The sequence below is a fragment of the Leifsonia sp. NPDC058194 genome, from assembly GCF_042883605.1.
Lineage (GTDB): Bacteria > Actinomycetota > Actinomycetes > Actinomycetales > Microbacteriaceae > Leifsonia.
On the sequence record NZ_JBHVVL010000001.1, the window covers coordinates 589,690 to 609,566 of the forward strand.

18 protein-coding genes are annotated in these 19,877 nt (G+C 71.3%); 8 read left to right on the forward strand and 10 right to left on the reverse strand.

Features of this window, described 5'->3' with window-relative positions; all coding sequences use genetic code 11:
• Positions 1 to 117 precede the first annotated feature (117 nt).
• Complete coding sequence (locus tag ACFVU2_RS02780) at positions 118 to 960, forward strand: alpha/beta hydrolase (protein ID WP_387870684.1); 843 nt, start codon at positions 118 to 120, stop codon at positions 958 to 960.
• A gap of 19 nt (positions 961 to 979) precedes the next feature.
• Here the strand turns inward: ACFVU2_RS02780 and ACFVU2_RS02785 are convergent, their stop codons facing one another.
• The 5 genes from ACFVU2_RS02785 to ACFVU2_RS02805 form a co-directional block, all read right to left on the reverse strand.
• On the reverse strand, positions 980 to 2,146 hold the full coding sequence (locus ACFVU2_RS02785) for an ROK family protein (RefSeq protein ID WP_387870686.1): 1,167 nt from the start codon (positions 2,144 to 2,146) through the stop codon (positions 980 to 982).
• Between the two features lie 82 nt (positions 2,147 to 2,228).
• A complete protein-coding gene (locus ACFVU2_RS02790; protein WP_387870688.1) occupies positions 2,229 to 3,572 on the reverse strand; it encodes an ABC transporter substrate-binding protein in 1,344 nt (447 codons plus the stop codon).
• Positions 3,569 to 6,082 (reverse strand): glycoside hydrolase N-terminal domain-containing protein, encoded by a 2,514-nt coding sequence (locus tag ACFVU2_RS02795; protein WP_387870691.1) that lies wholly within the window; start codon positions 6,080 to 6,082, stop codon positions 3,569 to 3,571. Before ACFVU2_RS02795 ends, ACFVU2_RS02790 begins: the two co-directional genes overlap by 4 nt.
• Positions 6,079 to 7,038 carry a carbohydrate ABC transporter permease gene (locus ACFVU2_RS02800; RefSeq protein ID WP_387870694.1) on the reverse strand — a complete coding sequence of 320 codons (960 nt, stop codon included), beginning with the start codon at positions 7,036 to 7,038 and terminating at the stop codon, positions 6,079 to 6,081. Before ACFVU2_RS02800 ends, ACFVU2_RS02795 begins: the two co-directional genes overlap by 4 nt.
• On the reverse strand, positions 7,038 to 8,003 hold the full coding sequence (locus ACFVU2_RS02805) for a carbohydrate ABC transporter permease (protein ID WP_387870697.1): 966 nt from the start codon (positions 8,001 to 8,003) through the stop codon (positions 7,038 to 7,040). The genes ACFVU2_RS02800 and ACFVU2_RS02805 overlap by 1 nt, the downstream gene beginning before the upstream one ends.
• An 87-nt stretch (positions 8,004 to 8,090) precedes the next feature.
• On the opposite strand from ACFVU2_RS02805, the gene ACFVU2_RS02810 reads away from it, so the two are divergent.
• The 3 genes from ACFVU2_RS02810 to ACFVU2_RS02820 are packed head-to-tail and all read left to right on the forward strand — an operon-like array spanning position 8,091 to position 11,871.
• On the forward strand, positions 8,091 to 10,325 hold the full coding sequence (locus ACFVU2_RS02810) for an alpha-galactosidase (protein WP_387870700.1): 2,235 nt from the start codon (positions 8,091 to 8,093) through the stop codon (positions 10,323 to 10,325).
• Positions 10,326 to 10,345: 20 nt separating this feature from the next.
• Positions 10,346 to 10,966: an SGNH/GDSL hydrolase family protein gene (locus ACFVU2_RS02815; RefSeq protein WP_387870702.1), complete on the forward strand. Its 621-nt coding sequence runs from the start codon at positions 10,346 to 10,348 to the stop codon at positions 10,964 to 10,966.
• Entirely contained in the window at positions 10,963 to 11,871 is a 909-nt protein-coding gene (locus tag ACFVU2_RS02820; RefSeq protein ID WP_387870705.1) for an acetylxylan esterase, read from the forward strand. Before ACFVU2_RS02815 ends, ACFVU2_RS02820 begins: the two co-directional genes overlap by 4 nt.
• A gap of 267 nt (positions 11,872 to 12,138) precedes the next feature.
• On the opposite strand, the gene ACFVU2_RS02825 is transcribed toward ACFVU2_RS02820, so the two are convergent.
• From ACFVU2_RS02825 to ACFVU2_RS02835, 3 genes are all read right to left on the reverse strand, one after another.
• Positions 12,139 to 13,032: a DUF5996 family protein gene (locus tag ACFVU2_RS02825; RefSeq protein WP_387870707.1), complete on the reverse strand. Its 894-nt coding sequence runs from the start codon at positions 13,030 to 13,032 to the stop codon at positions 12,139 to 12,141.
• A gap of 64 nt (positions 13,033 to 13,096) precedes the next feature.
• Positions 13,097 to 13,738 (reverse strand): winged helix-turn-helix transcriptional regulator, encoded by a 642-nt coding sequence (locus tag ACFVU2_RS02830; protein ID WP_387870710.1) that lies wholly within the window; start codon positions 13,736 to 13,738, stop codon positions 13,097 to 13,099.
• Between the two features lie 5 nt (positions 13,739 to 13,743).
• Positions 13,744 to 14,178 (reverse strand): VOC family protein, encoded by a 435-nt coding sequence (locus tag ACFVU2_RS02835; RefSeq protein WP_387870713.1) that lies wholly within the window; start codon positions 14,176 to 14,178, stop codon positions 13,744 to 13,746.
• A gap of 137 nt (positions 14,179 to 14,315) precedes the next feature.
• On the opposite strand from ACFVU2_RS02835, the gene ACFVU2_RS02840 reads away from it, so the two are divergent.
• From ACFVU2_RS02840 to ACFVU2_RS02855, 4 genes are all read left to right on the forward strand, one after another.
• Positions 14,316 to 14,894 (forward strand): RNA polymerase sigma factor, encoded by a 579-nt coding sequence (locus ACFVU2_RS02840; RefSeq protein WP_387870715.1) that lies wholly within the window; start codon positions 14,316 to 14,318, stop codon positions 14,892 to 14,894.
• An 84-nt stretch (positions 14,895 to 14,978) separates the two neighbouring features.
• Entirely contained in the window at positions 14,979 to 16,316 is a 1,338-nt protein-coding gene (locus tag ACFVU2_RS02845; RefSeq protein WP_387870718.1) for a hypothetical protein, read from the forward strand.
• A gap of 24 nt (positions 16,317 to 16,340) precedes the next feature.
• Positions 16,341 to 16,772 (forward strand): VOC family protein, encoded by a 432-nt coding sequence (locus tag ACFVU2_RS02850; protein WP_387870720.1) that lies wholly within the window; start codon positions 16,341 to 16,343, stop codon positions 16,770 to 16,772.
• 119 nt (positions 16,773 to 16,891) lie between these two features.
• Positions 16,892 to 18,301 carry a DUF1524 domain-containing protein gene (locus ACFVU2_RS02855; protein WP_387870722.1) on the forward strand — a complete coding sequence of 470 codons (1,410 nt, stop codon included), beginning with the start codon at positions 16,892 to 16,894 and terminating at the stop codon, positions 18,299 to 18,301.
• A gap of 61 nt (positions 18,302 to 18,362) precedes the next feature.
• Here the strand turns inward: ACFVU2_RS02855 and ACFVU2_RS02860 are convergent, their stop codons facing one another.
• Both ACFVU2_RS02860 and ACFVU2_RS02865 read right to left on the reverse strand, forming a co-directional pair.
• Positions 18,363 to 19,343, reverse strand: coding sequence for an NAD-dependent epimerase/dehydratase family protein (locus ACFVU2_RS02860; protein WP_387870725.1), 981 nt, complete (start codon positions 19,341 to 19,343; stop codon positions 18,363 to 18,365).
• A complete protein-coding gene (locus ACFVU2_RS02865; RefSeq protein ID WP_387870728.1) occupies positions 19,340 to 19,780 on the reverse strand; it encodes a MerR family transcriptional regulator in 441 nt (146 codons plus the stop codon). The genes ACFVU2_RS02860 and ACFVU2_RS02865 overlap by 4 nt, the downstream gene beginning before the upstream one ends.
• Between the last annotated feature and the right edge of the window lie 97 nt (positions 19,781 to 19,877).

Here is a 19,877-nt window from a genome sequence, read left to right on the forward strand (position 1 = left end):
CCGCTCGTTCCTTGACGTCACCCCTCCCCAGACGCCCCTTCCACCCGATACCGTTCGCGCAGGCGCACCGACTCACCGGGCACCCACACCTGTCCTACCCACGAACGGAGTCGCACCATGTCCTTGACCACGACCGAACGCGCCGAGATCGACGCCGCCAACGCCAGCGGGCGCACGCCCGTCGTGTTCGTGCACGGCCTCTGGCTGCTCTCCAGCAGCTGGCAGCCCTGGCGGGACCTCTTCGAGGACCAGGGCTTCGCCACTCTCGCACCCGGCTGGCCCGATGACCCCGAGACGGTGGAGCAGGCCAAAGCCGATCCGAACGTGTTCGCCGGCAAGATGGTGCGGCAGGTCACCGACCACTACGCCGAGGCGATCGACGCGCTCGACCAGGCGCCGATCGTCATCGGCCACAGCTTCGGAGGACTCATCGCCCAGAAGCTGGCGGGCGAGTCGAAGAACGCGGTCACCGTGGCGATCGACCCGGCCCAGTTCCAGGGCGTGACCGCGCTGCCGCCGTCGGCCCTCAAGGCCGGCGCGCCCGCGCTCCTGACGTTCAACCGCACCAAGCACGGCGTCACGCTGACCTACGAGCAGTTCGCCTACGGCTGGACCAACGCGCTCTCGGACGAGGAGGGCAAGGCGCTCTACGAGAAGTACCACGTGCCCGCCTCGGCCGTGCCGATCTTCCAGGCGGCGACCGCCAACTTCAACCCGTTCGCCGAGACCAAGGTGGTCACCGACAACCACGACCGCGGCCCGCTCCTACTCATCGCCGGAGCCGACGACCACACCGTGCCGCAGGCGGTCGTCGAGAACGAGTTCAAGATCCAGCAGAAGAACCCGGGCGTCACCGAACTGGTCGTCGTCCCGGGCCGCGGTCACTCCCTCATCATCGACTCGGGATGGCGCGAGGTCGCCGACGAGGCGCTGGAGTTCGTGCAGCGGCACAGCGCGTAGCGGCGAGGGCGCGCGGCGGTTAGACCACCAGCGACCGGATCGCGGCCGCTGCGGCGCCGCGCGCCCAGTCCTCGAACGTGTGCGGCCGGACGACGATGCGCGCTCTGTCGGCGGAGGCGAACACGTGCTCCGCGTACGACTCGCGCAGCGCGGTCTCGAGCAGGTCGAAGTTCGCCACGCCCTCGCCGCCGATGATCACCAGCTCCGGGCCCACGAGGTTGACCAGGCTGGCGATCGCAGCCCCGATGACGTGGCCCGCCTCGGCGAAGGCGGAGACGGCCGCGGGATCCCCCGCACGCCCGAGGGCCACCGCCTCGTCGATCGAGACGGGACGGCCGTGCGCCGCCTGGACGGCCTCCACGATCGCGCTGGTCGCCGCGACCGCCTCCACGCAGCCCCGGCGTCCGCACGCGCAGGTGTGATCCGGCGAGGTGAGCGGCAGGTGGCCGATCTCGCCGGCGACGCCGTACGCGCCCTCGACGACCTCCCCGTTGAGATGGAGCCCGCTGCCGATGCCCCGGCCGATGGTGACGATCGCGAACGAGCCGGTCCCGAGGCCGACGCCGAACCAGTGCTCGCCGATGGTGAGCGCCCGCACGTCGTTCTCGACGACGACGGGCTGGTGCAGCCGCTCGGCGAGCTCGGTGCCGAGGGCGACCCCGCGCCAGCCCATCAGGGCGGAGTCGCGGACCACGCCGGTCTCGCTGTCGACGTCGCCCGACACGGCGATGCCGACGGCCGCCAGCCGTGCGCCCAGGTCGCCGATGGTCGCCCGGAGTCTGCCGCACAACTCCACGATCGCGTCGACGACGTGGGCCGGCTCGTGCGAGGTCAGCGGGACGCGCTCGGACGCGATCGTGCGCGTCGTCAGATCGGTGGCCACGCCGATGAGCTCGTCGGCGTTCACCTTCACGCCGATCGCGACGACGGCGTCGGGGACCACCGCGACCGGGCTGACAGGGCGTCCGGGCAGGCCGGTGAGCGTCGGGTCGCGGGAGTCGTTGACCAGCCCGGCGGCGACGAGCGGGGCGACCGCCTTCGTGACGGCGGCCTGCGACAACCCGGTCAGGCGGGCGACGTCGATCCGGCTGATCGGGCTGCGGGTGAGGATCGTGCTGAACACGCGCGTGGCCGCGTCGGACGACGACTGCAGAAGCGCCGTCCGGGCCAGCGTCTCGTCGTTCATATGCTGCTCCCCCTTTCGAGGATGCTACTCGGATACGCGTGGCGGGCGGGACCTGCCGGCCCCGCCCGCCACGCGCTCCGTCCTACTTCTTGGCGAGGATCTCTTTCGACTTCGCCTGGGCGGTCTTCAGGAAGGACGCATCGCCCTCACCGCTGAAGAACCCCTCGAACATCGGCTGCAGGGTGTCGGTGATCTCCTGCCCGTTCGCGATCGGCGGCGCCGGGTACAGCTCCTTCTTCTTCAGCGCGTCGATGAAGCTGGAGATGTCCACGCCGTCGGCCTTCTGCGCGTCGACCGTCGACTGGAGGGCCTGCGAGATGGAGGGGAGGAAGGTCGCGGTCTTGCCCGCGATCGTCTGGCACTCGACACTGCCCATGTACGAGACCCACTTCCACGTCTGGTCGACGTGCTTGGTGCCCACGAAGATGTTGTTCGCGTTCGAGTTGCTGATCATCCCGCGGGTGCCGTCCGGTCCTTCGACCGTCGGCGCGATGCCGACCTTCAGGCCCGGGACCTTGGTGATGGAGGTGGCGTTCCAGGTGCCGTCCTGCGCCATCGCGACCTGGCCGGCTCCCATCTGCTCCGACGCCGAGATCGTGAACTGCCCGAACTTCGGCATCAGCCCGCGGTCGCCGAGACCGCGGATGTAGTCGAGCGTCTTCGTCATGCGCGGGTCGTCGTAGGGCAGCACCTTCGGCCACGCGGTCGCGTCGCCGCCCAGCTTCCAGCCGAGCGTGGTGACGAACGGGTTCCAGGAAGTCTGGCCGTTGAAGTCGCTCGCGGCGAGGGTGCCGATGCCGTAGGTCTTGACACTGTTCTTGTCGAAGCCGGGCTCGTCGCCGCGCGTGCCGTTCGTGTCGACGGTGAGGTGGGCCACGATCTTGTCGAAGGTGCCGCCGTCGTCCGGGTTCCACGTCATGGTCTTGACGGCCTCGTCCGTGAGGCCTGCGGCCTTCACCATGTCCTCGTTGAAGTAGATCGCCGCGCCGGCCCAGTCGAGCGGGATGCCGTACTGCTTGCCGTCGGTGTACTTCCACGAGTCGACACCGATGTCGAACTTGCCGAGGTCGAAATCGGTCTTCTTGATGAGGTCGTCGAGCGGCATGATCTGCTTCTGGCCGGCGTACTGGCCGAGCAGCGGGACGCTGTTCTGGAACGCGTCCGGGGCCGTGCCCGCGACGAAGCCGGCGGTGAGCTTCGTGAAGTAGTCGTTCACGTTGTACTGCGAGATCTTCACCTGGATGTCGGGGTTGGCCTTCTCGAAGCCCGGGATGCAGAGCTTGTAGTTGGCTGCCTGGTGGTCGTCCCACGTCCACCAGTTGACCGTCGTCTTGCCGCCCGACGACCCGTCGGTCGAGCAGCCGGCGAGACCGAGGGCGGCGAGCCCGACGGCCGCCAGACCGGCGATGATGCGGAGCTTCTTCATGAGTTCCTCACTGTGATCGCCCGGACACCGTCGTCGGTGTCGGGAGTGGATGGATGTGGTGGGTTCGGGACGACGGCGGTGCCCGCGGCGGGCACCCGGACGTCGAAGACGGTGGAGTCGATGGAGTCGCCGGAGACGCCGGAGTCGCCGGAGTCGGCGCCGCCGACGCGGACGCGCAGGCTCAGCGACCGCGGGTGCGGGTTGTGCAGCACGGCCTGCACGAGCCGGCCGTGCGCCCACGTCAGGTCGACCGAGACGCCGCCGCGGGCGCGGAGGCCGTCGACCCGTCCGTCGGGCCATGCCGACGGGAGGGCGGGGAGCAGGTGGATGCCGTCGTGACTCTGCAGCAGCAGCTCGGCGATGCCGGCCGGGAATCCGAGGTTGCCGTCGATCTGGAACGGCGGGTGCGTGCTGAAGAGGTTCGGCAGCAGGCCGCCCCACTCCGACCCGTCGACCGGTCCGTGGCGGCGGGCGTCTCCGCTGTAGGGGGCGAGCGCCTCCCGGAGCAGCGAGTGCGCCGTCTCGCCGTCGCCGAGGCGGGCACGCAGCGCGATCTTCCACGCCCACGACCACCCCATCGCGCCGGGCCCGCGGGCGTCGAGGAAGCGCCGTGCGCCGTCGGCCAGCACCGGCGTCGTCGTGGGGGTGATGAGGTCGAGCGGGTACAGCCCGACCAGAGCCGAGAGGTGGCGGTGGGCGGGTTCGTGCTCGACGACCTCCTCCGTCCACTCGAGCAGACGCCCGTCCGTGCCGATCCGCGGCTCGGGGATGGTCGCGAGCGCCGCTTCGATCTCGCCGCGCAGCGCATCGTCGGGCCCGGCACCGGCGTCGGCATCGATGAGCTCGAGCGCCCGCAGTGCGCGCTGGAAGAGCGCAGCGATGAGCTCGAGGTCCATCGTCGCCGTCACTCCGAGCGCCCGTGGCGTTCCGGCCGCGTCCAGATGCATGTTCTCGGGCGACGTCGACGGCGCGGCGAACGCGACCCCGTCGCTGCCGACCTGGAGCCAGTCGAGGCAGAACTCGGTCGCACCGCGCAGCAGCGGCCAGATGCGGTCGCGCAGCAGAGCGGTGCCGCCGGTGAACTCGTACTGATCCCAGAGCGAGTGGCACAGCCAGACGCCGCCCATCATCCAGATCGCCCAGCTGGGGGCGCCGTGGCCCATGCCGACCGGCAGACTCCAGCCCCAGAGGTCGCTGTTGTGGTGGGCGACCCAGCCGCGTGCCCCGTACAGCTCGCGCGCGACGTCACGGCCGGTGCGGGCGATCCGCTCGACCAGGGCGATCTGCGGCTCCGCATCCGCGACGAGACCCAGCGGCCCTGCCGCCCAGTAGTTCATCTGGGTGTTGATGTTGATCGTGTAGTTGGAGGACCACGCGGGCCGCAGCTCGGCGTTCCAGATGCCCTGCAGGTTCGCCGCAGGCCCCCCGGCGCGCGACGACGACTGCAGCAGGTACCGTCCGTACTCGGCCGCGACCGTGGCGCGCAGACCGTCGTCGGTTCCGCGCAGGATGTCGGCCTCGACGTCCCAGCGCCCCTCGCGCCGGCCGCCGATCGCGAACCGCGCGGCCGCCGGGCGACGCGTCAGGGCGTCGCCGGCGGCTCGGTCCCGGCCTTCGACGAGTGCGTCGAGGGCGCGGGCCCGTGCGCGGGCCCGGATCGTCTCACGGGAGACGCTCCGCCCCTCGTCGTCCGCGCCGGCCCACCACGACTCAGCGCGGGTCGACGACGAGAGGGCGATCAGCAGCCGGCGGGCATGACGGACCGTCAGACCGGAGTCGTCCGCCTCCGTCACGCCGTCGCTCCGCACCGCGAGTGCCGCGGACGCGAAGCCGTCATAGCCTCCCTCGCCCTCCTCCGCATAGCGCAGGGGCGGGACGACGGAGGGTTCGTGCAGGGGCGCCCCGTCGATCGGGACGGCGATATCGAGGCCTGCGACATCGAGGCCGGCGACCCCGTCGACAGCGGCGCGGGCGAGCTCGCGCAGCGGAGTGGTCACGCGGAGGCGGACCTCCGGCAGCGGTTCGTCGGAGTCGACGGCGACGATCAGCGTCCGCGCGTCGACGCGCGAGACCCGCCGCACGCGCGCGCCGTCGACGGTCAGCAGCTCCTCGACCTCGGCGCGGTCGAGGTCGAGGACGCGCGCCGGCTCCCCCTCGGCCGGTGTGGCCCCGGGGATGCCGACGAACAGGTCCACGAACGGCAGGAACTCCTGCGAGTACCGCCCCTCGAACGTCATCAGGAGGGCCTCCGCACGATCGAGGTCCCCCGCGGCCAGCGCCTCGCGCACCTCGCGGAGGCGTTCCGGCCCGGCGCCGCCGGCGAGCACGTGCCGGAGCTCGTCCGCAGCGATCTGCGGGGTGCCCGACCAGACCGTCGCGTCGTTCACCTGGTAGCGGCCGTCGGCCCCGCCGAACACCATCGCGCCGAGCAGGCCGTCGCCGAGGGGCACGGCCTCCTCCCAGTGCGCCGCCGGGCGGGCCCAGGCCAGCTGCAGTGTTCCGTCGATCATTTGAGCCCCGAGAATCCGATCGAGTTCACGATGCGCTTGCCGAACACCATGAAGAGGATGAGCATCGGCAGCGCCGCCACCAGCGTGGCGGCCATCAGGCCCGCCCAGTCGGGCATGGTCTGCGGCGACGACTGCTTGAAGACCGCGAGCCCGAGTGTCAGCGGCTGCACACTGGAGTCGGTGGTGACCAGCAGCGGCCAGAAGTAGTCGTTCCACATGCCGATGAAACCGAGGATCGAGAGCGTGATGATCGGCCCGCTGGTCATCGGGATCGTGAGGCGCATCAGGATGCGCAGCTTGCCCGCGCCGTCGAGCAGCGCGGCCTCCTCGATCTCGGTGGAGAGGCCGAGCATGAACTGGCGCAGGAAGAAGATGTTGAACGCCGAGAAGAGCGCTCCCGGCAGGATCATGCCCGCGAAGGTGTTGAGCAGCCCCAGCTCTTTGATGAGCACGAAGTTCGGCAGCAGGGTGAGGATGCCGGGCACCATCAGTGCCGCGAGGAAGAGCGAGAAGACGAGCTCCCGGCCGCGCCACTGCAAGCGGGCGAACGCGTACGCCGCGATCAGGGAGAAGAACACGATCAGCACCGTCGAGACGGTCGCGTAGATGACCGAGTTCAGGAGGTAGTGGAAGATCTGCACCGTGGCACCGGACCCGCCCTGTGCGACGGCCTCCGCCGGGTCCTCGAGCCCGAGCACGCGCAGGAACGGGCCGAACGTGAAGCCGACCGGGAAGGGCGAGGACGGGTTCGCGATCATCGCGTAGTTGTTCGACAGCGCCGAGCGCAGCATCCAATAGAAGGGGAAGATCGTGACGATCACGATCAGGGCCAGGTAGATCCACGCGATGGTGCGCCCGACGGTCGGACGACGACGCTTGCGGCGGGGCGGGACCGCCGGGGTCTGGCGCGCGGTGGCGGGGGCCGGAGCCGGGGCGTGGGCGGTGGTGGCGGTCATCAGGCGTTGTCCGATTCGCTGGCGCGCAGCAGACGCATCTGCACGAAGGTGATCACGATGAGGATGGCGAAGAGCGCCAGCGACATCGCGGACGCGTACCCGAAGTCGAACTGCCCGAACGCCTTCTGGTAGATGTACATCTGGAGCACGTTGGAGGCGTGGGCCGGGCCACCCTTGGTCGCGACGGAGACGATGTCGAAGACCTGGAACGCCCCGATGACGTTCAGCACGACGACCAGCGCCAGGATCGGGCGCAGCAGCGGCAGCGTGAGGCGGAAGAACATCTTCGGTTCGCTGGCCCCGTCGATGCGGCCGGCCTCGTAGATCGAGGGCGGGATCGTCTGCATGCCCGCGAAGATGATGATCGACGTGTAGCCCATGTTCTTCCACACATGGATGAGCGCGAGCGACGGGATCGCCCACTCGCGCGAGGTGAGGAACTTGATGCCCTCGCCGCCGAGCGCGTGGGCGACCTGGTTGACGATGCCGAGCTGCGCGTCGAGCATCCACGACCAGACGGTCGCCGCGACGACCCCCGAGATGAGGAACGGCAGGATGATGAGCCCGCGCAGGACGGTCGACTTCGTCACCCGGTGGAGCACCGCCGCCGTCAGGACCGAGACGGCGAGTGTCAGCACCACGGCGATGAGGACGAAGTAGAGGGTGATGAGGAGCGACTGCCAGAACGTGTCGTCCTGGAACAGGTCGATGAAGTTCTGGACGCCGATCCAGGTCGGGGCGCTGAGCAGGCGGAAGTCCGTGAAGCTGAGGTAGATGCCGCGGAGGGTCGGGTAGAGCGCGAAGACCAGGAAGCCGATCATCGCCGGGGCGATAAGCAGCCAGGCCAGGCGCGCATCGCCGCGGTGCGAGGGTGCGGCGGAGTTGAGCGGGCGGCGGGCTCGCCGTCGTGCCTGACGGGCTGTCGACGCGGGCTCGACCGCGGTGGGGACGCTGGAGATCGACATTGGTCTTCCTTCTCGGGGGTTGCAGAACACACAGTAGGCATGGTTAATTGACACTGTCAAGTAACTAACCCCGCTAGGAGCCCACCCATGCTCGACGGCTACGGCGCCGTTCTCCTGCTGCGCGCTGCAGGCACTTCCCTCGCCATCGACGCCGCAGGACGCGTACCCCGCGTGCTGCACTGGGGCGCCGATCTCGGCCCCCTCGACGAGGCCGCGGCCGAGAGCCTCCGCGTCACCGCCGGGCCCGCCGTGCTCAACAACGCTCCGGACGTCGCCCGCGCGTTCAGCCTGTGGGCCACCGAGTTCGAGGGCTGGGCCGGGACTCCTGCTCAGGAGGGGCACGCATCAGGATCCGCGACCACGCCGCGCCCGCTCGCCGTCGCCGTGCGCCACCGCATCGACGGCGCGGACGGCGACGAGGGCGGCGTGATCGAGCTCGAGCTCGTCGACGCGATCAGCGGCCTCCGTTCGACGATGTCGCTCGCCCTCGACCCGTTCGGCGTGCTCGCCGTCGACGTCTCCGTCGTCAGGGAGGCATCGACCGACACGGCAGACGGACCGGACGCGCCGGACGCACCCGACGCGCCGTACGCCCTCAGCGCCCTCCGCGTGCTCCTCCCCCTGCCCGAGCGGGCGACGGAGATCCTCGACTTCACCGGCAAGTGGTGCCGCGAACGCGCGCCGCAGAAGGGTGCGGTCGTCTTCGGCAGCCACGTCCGGCGCTCGCGACGCGGCAAGCCGGGCCACGACTCCCCCTTCCTCGTCGTCGCGGGCACCGCCGACCTGGCCTTCGGAACGGGCGAGGCCTGGGCCGCGCACCTCGCGTGGAGCGGCGACGCCGAGTATCTGGTCGAGAGGCTCCCCGAGGGCGCCGGGGCGCTCTCCAGCGTCCTCGGCGCCGGAGAGGCGCTCCGCCCCGGCGAGATCCTGCTCGGGGCCGGCGACCGCTACGACGCGCCGACCGCCCTGTTCATCTGGTCGGGCGAGGGCCTCGACGGCATCGCGGACCGCCTCCACCGCCGTCTGCGCGCCCGCCCGTCGCATCCCGCGACTCCGCGACCCCTCACTCTCAACTCGTGGGAGGCCGTCTACTTCGACCACGACCTCGAACGCCTCTCCGCCCTGGTGGAGCGCGCGGCCCGGGTCGGCGTCGAGCGCGTCGTGCTGGACGACGGCTGGTTCCACGGCCGGCGCCAGGCGAACGCGGGGCTCGGAGACTGGTACGTCGACCGGTCGGTGTGGCCGGAGGGGCTGTCGCCGCTCGTCGAACTGGTCCGCTCGCACGGCATGCAGTTCGGGATCTGGTTCGAGCCCGAGATGATCAACCTCGACTCCGATCTCGCGCGCCTCCACCCCGACTGGGTCCTGGGCCCGCACCAGGGGCTCGGATCCACCGCACGCGCCCAGTACGTGCTCGATCTGACCCGCCCCGATGCGTACGACCTCGTGCTCGACCGCATCAGCGCGATCGTCGAGGAGTACGGGGTGGACTACATCAAGTGGGACCACAACCGCGACCTGTCCGAGGCCGTGAGCGGCCGGACCGGCCACGACCGACCGGCGGTCCGCGAGCAGACCCTCGCGCTGTACCGGATGCTCGACGCCCTTCGGGAGCGGCACCCCGGCCTCGAGATCGAGACCTGCTCGGGCGGGGGCGGCCGTGTCGACCTCGGCATCCTCGAGCGCACCGACCGCATCTGGGCCTCCGACTGCAACGACCCGGTCGAGCGCCTGCAGATCGAGCGCTGGACCCGGATGCTGGTCCCGCCGGAGCTCATCGGCTCGCACCTCGGCGCCGAGCGCTCGCACACCACCTCCCGGCGCACGGACCTCTCGTTCCGGCTGATCGTCGCGCTCACCGCCCACGCCGGCATCGAGTGGGATCTGCAGGAGGCCGACGACGACGAGCTCGAGCGCATCGCACGCTGGGGTGCGGTCTACCGGGCGCTGCGCGGGCTGCTGCACAGCGGTCGCGTCGTCAACGCCGACCTCGCCGACGACACGACCGTGCTCTCGGGCATCGTCGCGGCCGACGGCAGCAGGGCGCTCTACACCTGGGCGCGGCTCGCGACGTCGGCGAGCGGCCAGTCCGGTCGCGTCCGCTTCCCGGGGCTCGACGCCCGAGCGCGGTACGCCGTGCGCGTCCGCGACGACTTCGGTCTCGCGAGCCGACACCAGAGCTCCGATCCCGGCTGGATCGCGGCCGCGCTCACCCCGGACGGCGTCACCCTCCCCGGTTCGGTGCTGGCCACCGCCGGAGTGCCCATGCCCACCCTCGACCCCCAGCAGGCGATGCTGTTCGACCTCGTCCGGCTGCCCTGACCCGACGCCGAAGGAGCACCATGTCCCGTCTCGCCCGATTCGTCTTCGTCGGCGACTCCATCACCGACTGCGAGCGCGATCGGAGCGACCACGCGTCGCTCGGCGAGGGCTACGTCCGCCTGCTGGCGGACGCCCTCGCCGGGTACGCCGGGCACCCCGGAACGGTGCGGAACGCCGGAGTCTCGGGCGACCGCGCCGTCGACCTGGAGGCGCGCTGGGCCGCCGACGTCCTGGCCGCCGAGCCGGACGTGCTGACGATCTACGTCGGCGTCAACGACATGTGGCGCCGCTTCGACAGCGACGACCCCACCTCGGCCGAGGACTTCGAGGCGACGCTGCGGAGGCTCGTGGCGGACCTCCCCTCGCCCCGGCCGCGCCTCCTCTTCATCGAGCCGTTCTTCCTGCCGACCACGACCGGCCGGCTCGGCTGGCTCGACGACCTGGACGGCAAGCGCGCCGCGGTCGCCCGGGTGGCCGCCGACTCGGGCGCGACCCTCATCGCCCTGCACGAGCGGATGAGCGCCGCGGCGCGCGAGCTCGGCATCCCCGCTGTCGCACCCGACGGCGTCCACCCCACCCCCGCCGGCCACCGGATGATCGCGGACGCGTGGTTGGAGGCGTACGGGCAGGCGACGGTATGACGGCGCCGTTCGAGGCGCTCCTCGGCCACGAGCTCCTGCCCACCCCGGACGACTACCGCGCGTTCTGGCAGGACGCCCTCGACGAGGCCCGTCGGTCCTCCCTCGCGACCCGTGCCGAGCCCGTGGACGCCGGACTGGCGACGACCGACGTGTTCGACCTGTCGTTCCGCGGTGCGGGAGGTCGCCCCGTCACCGCGTGGCTGCGCCTCCCCCGCCATCGCCCGCACCCGCTGCCCGCGGTCGTGCACGCGAACGGGTACGGCGCCGGCCGGCTGTCCCCGATCGACGACCTCACCTGGTCGGCGGCCGGGTACGCGCACCTCGTCGTGAACACCCACGGCCAGGGCGGCGGGAGCACCGGCCACCTGCTCGACGGCATCGACGACGCCGAGCGCTCCTACTATCGCGGCGTCTTCGTCGACACCGCCCGCGCCGTGGAGGCCGCGCGCTCGCTCAGCGAAGTCGACGCCACCCGGGTCGCGATGATTGGCAACAGCCAGGGCGGCGGCATCGCGCTCGGCGTCGGAGCGCTCGTGCCCGACCTCGTCGCAGTGCTCGCACAGGCGCCGTTCCTGACGGCGGCGCCGTTCGCGCTGCAGCACGCGGCGCAAGGCCCCTGGACGGAGGTGCGCCGGTACCTCGAGGAGCATCCCGATCGTACCTCCGCTGTGGCCCGCACCCTGTCCTACGTCGACGGCGTCACGTCCGCCCGCCACGCGACCGCGCCGGGCTGGCTCTCCGCCGGCCTCGCCGACGACATCTGCCCACCCGAGACGGCGCGCGCGGCGACCGGAGCCTACGCGGCGCCTGTCGCGTTCCGCGAATGGCCGGGGGCCGGCCACGAAGCGGGAGGCACAGCCGACCGGGAGGCGGCGCTGACCGTGCTGGCGCGCCGGTTCGGATGAACGGTGGCCTGGTGAGCGACATGATCGCCTGGTGCTGCCACAGGGGCGGCGAATGGTTGCGCCGCGTCCAGCCGATGATCGCGGACAAGCGGGTTCTGGTCGGTTAAATGCGCGAGCCTGGCTCGTCGAACCGTCCGGATGACTGCCAGGCCTACTTCAAGCCGCTAATGCGCCTTGCACTACGAGACTACGACATTACGTCAGCGCATTCCACCTCGACCCCGGATCGCCTGATGAGACCCGGCGGCGCAGCATTTCCGGGACTCCTCAGCGCTCCTGAGGCCACTCCGCCAGCCGCGCTGCGGCCGTCGAGGTGACGCGCAGGAACTCCAGGACGAGCGCGGTCGGGTCGGACGACTCCCGCACCGCTTCGTACGGCAGCACGAACTCCCCCAGTGCACGGTCGTAATACGCGCCTGCCGGCACCGCCGTCTCGGCGTAGCCGTCCGGTTCCGGGTAGGCGTACGAGTAGAAGGCGCCCTCGCGGCCGCCGCCGGGCCAGAACCCCGAGCTGCTGATCTCGTCGCAGTAGCCCTCGATCATGACCCGGTCGGGGCAGTTCGGCACGCCGCCGGGGTGCACGGGCGCCGGCCGGCCCGAGAAGCGGGTGGTCGCGATGTCGAGCGCGCCCCAGAAGAGGTGCACGGGGCTCGCCTTGCCGCGGTATTCCGCCCGCAGCCTCCGCAGCACGCCGTCGGCCTGGATGAGCTGCCGCCAGAACGCGTGCGCCTGCTCCGGCTCGTACGAACGGTGCTGCTCGTCATCCGGGAACGGGATCGCGGGGTCCACCTCGTTCGGGGTGGTGTGGATCTCGAGCGCGACGCCGAGGCGGTCGAGCGCCTCGAAGGTGAGCCGGTAGAACTCGGCCACGGTCATGGGCCGCAGCGCGATCTCCTCCCGGCCGCCGTCACTGGTCCGCAGGACGAGCCGGTGGTCGACGAAGTCGAACTCGATGTCGAGGATGCTGCCGTCGAGCGGGATCGGGCCCGTCGCCAGACCGCGCGCGCTGAGCGAGAGCGTCACGTGCCACCAATGGTTGACGAACGGCGAGCCCACCATCCGCAGCTTCCCGATGATCTGCAACCACATGTGCAGCGTCTCCCGGGTGGAGGCCCAGGCCTCCACCTCCAGAGACGGCCACGACTCTCCACGATTCCGCATCACGACCTCCGTGCACCAGTGTGACGGATGCGCGGTCGTGGCGGTTGCTGAATTCGGCGAGAAGTCAGGCCGCCAGGTGGAACGTGTTTGCGAAGCGGTCGAGCAGGTCGCCCGGGCCGTGCAGCACTTCGACCACGCCCGTCTCGATCGCCCGGGCCGGGGGCAGCTCGCCCGAGATGAGCCGGCGGATGTCCGGCCCGGCGGCGAAGGCGAGGTCGGCGGGGCCGTCGCCGCGCGCGACGTCCAGAGCGGCTCCATCGACGCGGATGAGGAGCTCGGCCGGGCCGAGGTGCGCACCGTAGACGGTCGCGGGCAACGCAGCGGCGACCGCCGGCCGGAACGCCGTGCGCAAGGCCATGGTCATCGAGTCGGGGGTGACGATCTGCTCCTCGCGCGGTTCGCCCATCGCCTTGAAGCCCCAGGTGCCGAGCGCGAGCACGACCGGCTCGAGCTCGCGGCCGTAGGGCGTCAGTTCGTAGACGATGATGCGTGAGCGCGGCGCCCGCCGGATGATCCCGGCCTCCTGCAGCTCCTTGAGCCGCGCCGCCAGGATGTTGCTCGGGATGCGCGGGAGGCCCGCCGCGAGCTCGCCGTACCGGCGCGGCCCGACGAGCAGGTCGCGGATGATGAGCAGCGCCCAGCGCTCGCCCACGAGCTCGAGGGCTCGCGTGACGCCGCAGTACTGCCCGTAGTCGCGTGCGGCCATGGACCTCAGGCCTGCTGGTTCGCGAAGGCCTCGGGACCCTGCTGGGCGGCGGTCGGGTCCATCCAGCCGAACTCGATCAGGTTGCCGTCGGGATCGGTGAGCTGGCGCTGGTACATGAAGCCGTAGTCGGCTGCGGGGCGCGGCTCGGACCCGCCGGCTGCGACGCCGTCGGCGATCGCCGTGTCGACCTCGTCGCGGGAGTCGAGGAAGATCGCGGTCGAGACGGACGGGTTCGCCGCGGGGTCGCCGATCGGCAGGTCGGTGAAGGTCTGGAAGTACTCGCGCACCAGGATCATGAAGTAGCTGTGGTCCTCCTCCACCACGACGCAGGCCGCATTGTGGTCGGTGAAGAGCGGGTTGATGGTGAAGCCGATCGCCGTGTAGAACGCCTTCGCGCGCTCCAGGTCGGTCACCGGCAGGTTGACGAACATCGCGGTCATCGTGGTCTCCTTCGACGGGGTTCTGAGCCGAGTCGCCCAGTGGTGTCGAGACCGATACTTGCAAAAAACAAGTGGACCGTCAATACCCACTTCTCCGCCGCCTGCAAGATCCACGGGATACTCGACACAACCAGGACGTGAGGATCGCCAGAACCGCAGCCGACGTCGACGCCGAGACCATCGAGGGGGTGGCGATGCCCGACGCCGCGGACGCGAGCCCGATCACCCACGACGCCGACTGGTTCACCGCGGTGGTGCGCGAGCATTCGACGGCAGTGGTGCGGTACTTCGCCCGCCGCGCCCCGCGTCAGGACGCCGAGGATCTCGCGGCCGACGTGTTCGCGACAGCGTGGCGCCGCCGCGACGACGTGCCGGACGAAGCCGTGCTCCCGTGGCTCTACCGCACGGCCGGGTTCACGCTCGCCAACCACCGGCGCAAGACCGTGGACCTCCCGGTGGAGGAGGTCCACGAGACGGGCACCTCGCGGGTCGCCGACGATCCGGAGCTGAGCGCCCTCTTCGACGCCGAGCTGCGCGGGGCGCTCGCCAGCGTCGGCGAGCGCGACCGCCGCATCCTGCTGCTGCACGCGTGGGAGGGCCTCGACGGCGAAGAGCTCGCCATCGTGCTCGGCGTCTCCCGCTCGGGCGCCGACACCGCCCTCTCGCGTGCCCGCAAGCGGCTGCGCGAGGCCTGGGGCGAGCGGCACACGTTCTGACCGGTGCGGGATCGGCGACGGCTGCAAGGTCCGCGCGCCCCCGCACATAGACGTTGATGAAGCATTCCCACGGAGGGTGACGACATGACCGAAGACAACGAACTCGACCCGCTGGCGCGACTGCGCGCGTCCGACCCGGCCGCCGACGTCGAGCCCTCGGAGGGCTTCGTCGCCGGCGTCGTCGCTCGCGCTACGGCCGACGAGGACGAGACGGCTCCCGTCTCCGACCTCGCAGCGGCCCGCCGCCGGCGTCGCCGCCCGCTGTGGCGTCCGCTCGTCGCCGTCGCCGCGTCGATCGCGATCGTCGGCGGCGCGGGATTCGCCATCGGCACGACCACGGGGGCCGGTACGACTCTCGCCGGGGGCGCCGCCGCACCGATCTCGCTCCAGGGCGGCGGATCGTCGGGTAGTGGCGCTCAGGTCCCGAACGCCGGATCCGCCGAAGGCCGGGTGGCGTCGGGCGCGGCATCCGATCTCGCCGCCCGCTACAGGTTCGGGCGCAACAGCTTCACCGCCTCCGGGCTGTCCGCCGATGCGGGGACCGCCAAGGCGTACACGTTCGACGCGCGCTCCGCCTCCGACGTGAAGACCGTCACTGCGCTCGCCACCGCGCTCGGGATCACCACGACCCCGCAACTCACGAACGGCTCGTGGACCGCCGGCCCGCAGGACGGCTCCGCGCCCTCGCTCACCGTCGGCCTCGACGGCACCCTGAGCTTCTACTACGCGAACCAGAAGCTCTACCCGTCGCCCTGCGTGACGACGGACAGCAACGGCGACACGGCCGAGCCGTGCGTCGCGAACACGCCCGCGCTCCCCGCACAGGATGCCGCCGTCGCGGCCCTCCGCTCCCTGATCACCGCGGCCGGGCGAGACCCCGGGACGTTCGAGTACACCTCCGAGACGGCAGACGGCGCGCTCACCCGCACAGCTCAGGCGTGGCCGGTCGTCGACGGTCAGCGCGTCGACCAGGCCTGGTCGGTGGAGCTGACGACCGAGGGAGTCGCCAGCGCCTCCGGCTTCCTCGCCCCGATCGTGGGCCTCGGCGACTACCCCGTCGTGAGCGCTCAGCAGGCTTTCGAGCGGCTCTCCGACCCGCGCTTCGGCGCCCAGGTGACCGCGATGCCGCTCGCCGCCCGCGCCGAAGCCGGCGACGTCTCCACCGATCCGGTGCCGCCGACGGACACGGGGGCCGCCGAGCCGCCGGCCACCCAGCCGCCGGCCGCGCCCCGTGCCGGCACCCCGCTCTCGTGGCCCATCCACCGCGTCCACATCGTCAGCGCCCGCCTCGGGCTGGCCAGCCAGTGGCAGCCCGACGGCAGCGTGCTCGTCGTCCCCGCCTACGAGCTCACCGACTCCGACGGAGGGACCTGGTCGGTCGTCGCCGTCGCCGACGCCAAGCTCGACTTCTCGACCCAGTAGGCGGGCTGGGCTACCCTTCGCCGTATGACCGCGCGCATCGCCAACGTGACCTTCCACGCCGATGAACCCGTCGCCCTCGCCGCCTTCTGGTGCGAGGTGCTGGGCTACCCCGCCTTCACCGGCTGGGACGACGAGGACATCGCCGCCCTCCGGGAATCCGGGCTCGACGACGAGGCCATCGCCGACCGTTCCGAGGCGTGGGACGGCGACCCGCGCCACCAGCGCCTCTACTTCTCCCGCTACCGCCATGAGAAGCGGCAGCGCAACCGCGTGCACCTCGACATCACGCCGTTCGACGACCGCCGGGCGACGCGGGAGGAGCTGGCGGCCGAACGCGACCGCCTCATCGCCCTCGGGGCGACCGAGGAGAAGACGCTCCTCGGCAACTGGGGCCCCTACGAAGAGTTCGTGATCATGATGCGCGACCCCGAGGGCAACGAGTTCTGCCTGCAGTGACGCCGGGATACAACCAACGTCACATTCTCCGGCGCGGTCGGCCCCAGTCCGGGGGCGAATCGCGGACGCCTCGGTCCGGCCCTGGGTAGCCTGCTCTCACCCGAACCCAGAAAGACCCGATGAGCACGCTCCCACTCCCTCCCGCAGGCTGGTACCCGAACCCCGAGAACACCGCAGAGATGCGCTGGTGGGATGGAACGGCCTGGTCGGCCCACACGGTCCCGCCTGGCGCCGTCCCCGCTCCGCCCGCACCGACCGCGACCGCGACCGCGACCGCCCGGAAGATCCCCACGAGCACCTGGGTGGGAGGCGCCCTCGCGGTGATCTTCGGCTTGTCGGCGGCTTCGGCCGGCATCGGCACATTCCTCGCCTTCGTCGGTCTCGTTGCCGGAATAACCGCGGTCTACACGCTCATCACCCTGCGGCGCAGCTGGGCGCGGCTGCCGCAATCGCGCCCGATCGCCGGTGGAATAGCGGCCGGTTCCCTCGTGCTCCTGCTCATCGGGGCCGGCGTCTCCTCCGCCTCGCACCCGACCCCGCCCTCACAGGCCGTGTCGGCGAACCAGACGGTCACGCCCACCCCGGCGGCCTCGCCCACTCCCGCGCCGACCGATCAGGACGAGCCGTTGGACCCCGCCGTCGTGGTCGCGGCCGCCAGCGGACCAGCGGTAGCCATCTCCGACGACAGCGCCACGTCGGCGAAGGCCCTCGATCTGCTCGCGACGATTCCGGTCAAGGGCAAGGCGCCCGCGACCGGGTACGCGCGCACCGCGGAGTTCGGCGCCGCGTGGCTGGATGTCGACGGCAACAAGTGCGACACCCGGAACGACATCCTCCTCCGGGACCTCACGAGTCCGGTGCAGCAGGGCGGCTGCAGGATCCTGTCGGGCACGCTCGACAACAAGTACACCGGCGGCACCATGGCCTTCGTTCGCGGCAGCACGACCTCAGCGCTCGTCCAGATCGACCACATCGTCGCGCTCCAGAACGCGTGGGCCACCGGAGCTCAGCAGCTCACCCCGGCACAGCGGATCAGCCTCGCGAACGACCCGCTCAACCTGATCGCGGTCGACGCGAAGTCCAACGAACAGAAGTCCTCCGGCGACGCCGCCACCTGGCTGCCGAAGAACACGTCGTTCCGCTGCGAGTATGTGGCGCGGCAGATCTCGGTCAAGGCCACGTACGGCCTGTGGGTGACGACGGCCGAGCACGATGCCATGGCCCGCGTGCTCGGCGGATGCACGGACCAGCCTGCCGTGTCGTCCTCCTTCACCCCGAAGGCGCCCGAACCGACGCCGACCGTCGCGCCCGCTCCCGCACCGGCTCCGCCGGCACCAGCACCCGCACCGGCTCCTCCGGCACCAGCACCCGCACCGGCTCCCCCGGCACCGGCACCGGCACCCGCCCCGGACGCCTACTACCAGAACTGTGACGCGGTTCGGGCCGCAGGCAAGGCACCTCTTTATGCCGGCCAGCCGGGCTATTCACGCAAGCTCGACCGCGACGGCGACGGAATCGCCTGCGAATAGCGGCCCCACGCACGCACCGGTCATGGATTCGATCGACTTCGCCGACCTCGACTGACGCCCCTCAGCGGGCGGGCGCGAGCAGCCCCAGGTCGCGGAGACTCTCCGCGGTCTGCACGATGGTCTCCGTCGCGGACCGCGGGCGCAGCCGCAGCTCGGCCTTCGCGCGCTCGTTGTGGATGACCAGCGGCGCCGGCTCGTCGCCGGGCAGCTCCGCCGTCGGCACGCGGGAGGCGAGGTCGCCGAGTTCGGCGCGCAGCACGTTCGCGACGTCGAGGAAGGTCATCGTCGGTCCGTCCGCGAGCACCAGGTAGCGCTTGCCGGCCGCCTCCGGGGTGGCCATCGCCGCGAGGTGCGCCGCCGAGACGTCGCGCACGTCCGCGATCCCGAACCGCTGCCGGGGCACAGCCGTCATCGTGCCGTCGAGCATCCCGGTGAACAACGCCAAGGACGAGCGGGCGGAGGCCGTCAGGGTGGGACCGGCGATCCAGGTCGGGTTGATCACGGCCAGTTCGAGGTCGCCGCCCTCCCGCTCGACGAAGCCCCAGGCGGCACGCTCGGCCACCGCCTTGGACAGCGGGTAGGCCGGGAGACCGGGCGTCGCCGGGTCGGTCCAGTCGGACTCGTCGTAGTCGCGCACCGGCTTCGGCGAATAGCCGACCGCTGCGAACGACGATGTCAGCACGACGCGGCGCGCGCCGGCGTCGCGGGCGGCGCGCAGCACGCGCAGCGCACCGTCGCGGGCGGGGACGACGACCTCGTCCGGGTCCGCCATCTGGATCATCGGCGAGGCGACGTGATACACGTCCGTGATGCCGGAGAGTGCCGGGCTCCAGCCGTCGTCGGCGGTGAGCGACGCGGCGACGAACGAGAGCCCCGCATCGTCGACGCCCGCCCGGCGCACGGCCTCCCGCACCTCCCCCTCCCGGTCGAGGGAGCGCACGCTGGTGCGCACGTCGGCGCCGGTGGCGAGCACGTCGGCGATGAGCCGGGTGGCGAGATAGCCGGTGCCGCCGGTGATGAGGATGGTGGGCGTCGTGGTCATCGGAAGGTCTCCTCGAGTCGGGGAAGGATGGATTCGAGCTGGGCGTGCGCCTCCGCCTCGGCGGAGGCGTCGTCACGATCACGGGCGTCCCAGAGTGCGGACTTCACGCGCAGGTAGTCGAGGTGCACACGCAGCGTGGCGATCTGCTCCTCCACCCGGTCGGCATGGCGCAGCAGGATGTCCCGCTGCTCCCCCGCCGCGGCTCGGCCTCGCCGGCGGTTGAGCTGGTAGGTGCGCATGTCGTCGATGCCGATGCCCATGGCCCGCAGGCAGGCGAGCACCTGCGCCTCGTCGAGATCGCTCTCACGGTAGCGGCGGTGCCCGCTGCTGGCGTCCCGGGCGATCGGCCCGAGCAGGCCGACCTCCTCGTAATAGCGCAGGGTCGGTTCGCTGAGCCCGCTCTGCCGGGAGACGTCCTGGATGGCCAACGTGATCATGACCCCATCAGAACAGACCTCAAGCGCTTGAGGTCAAGCCCCGCCTTTCACCCGGGCGTTCGCGCGACTATCGTCGGCAGCGGCGAAGGGGAGCGAA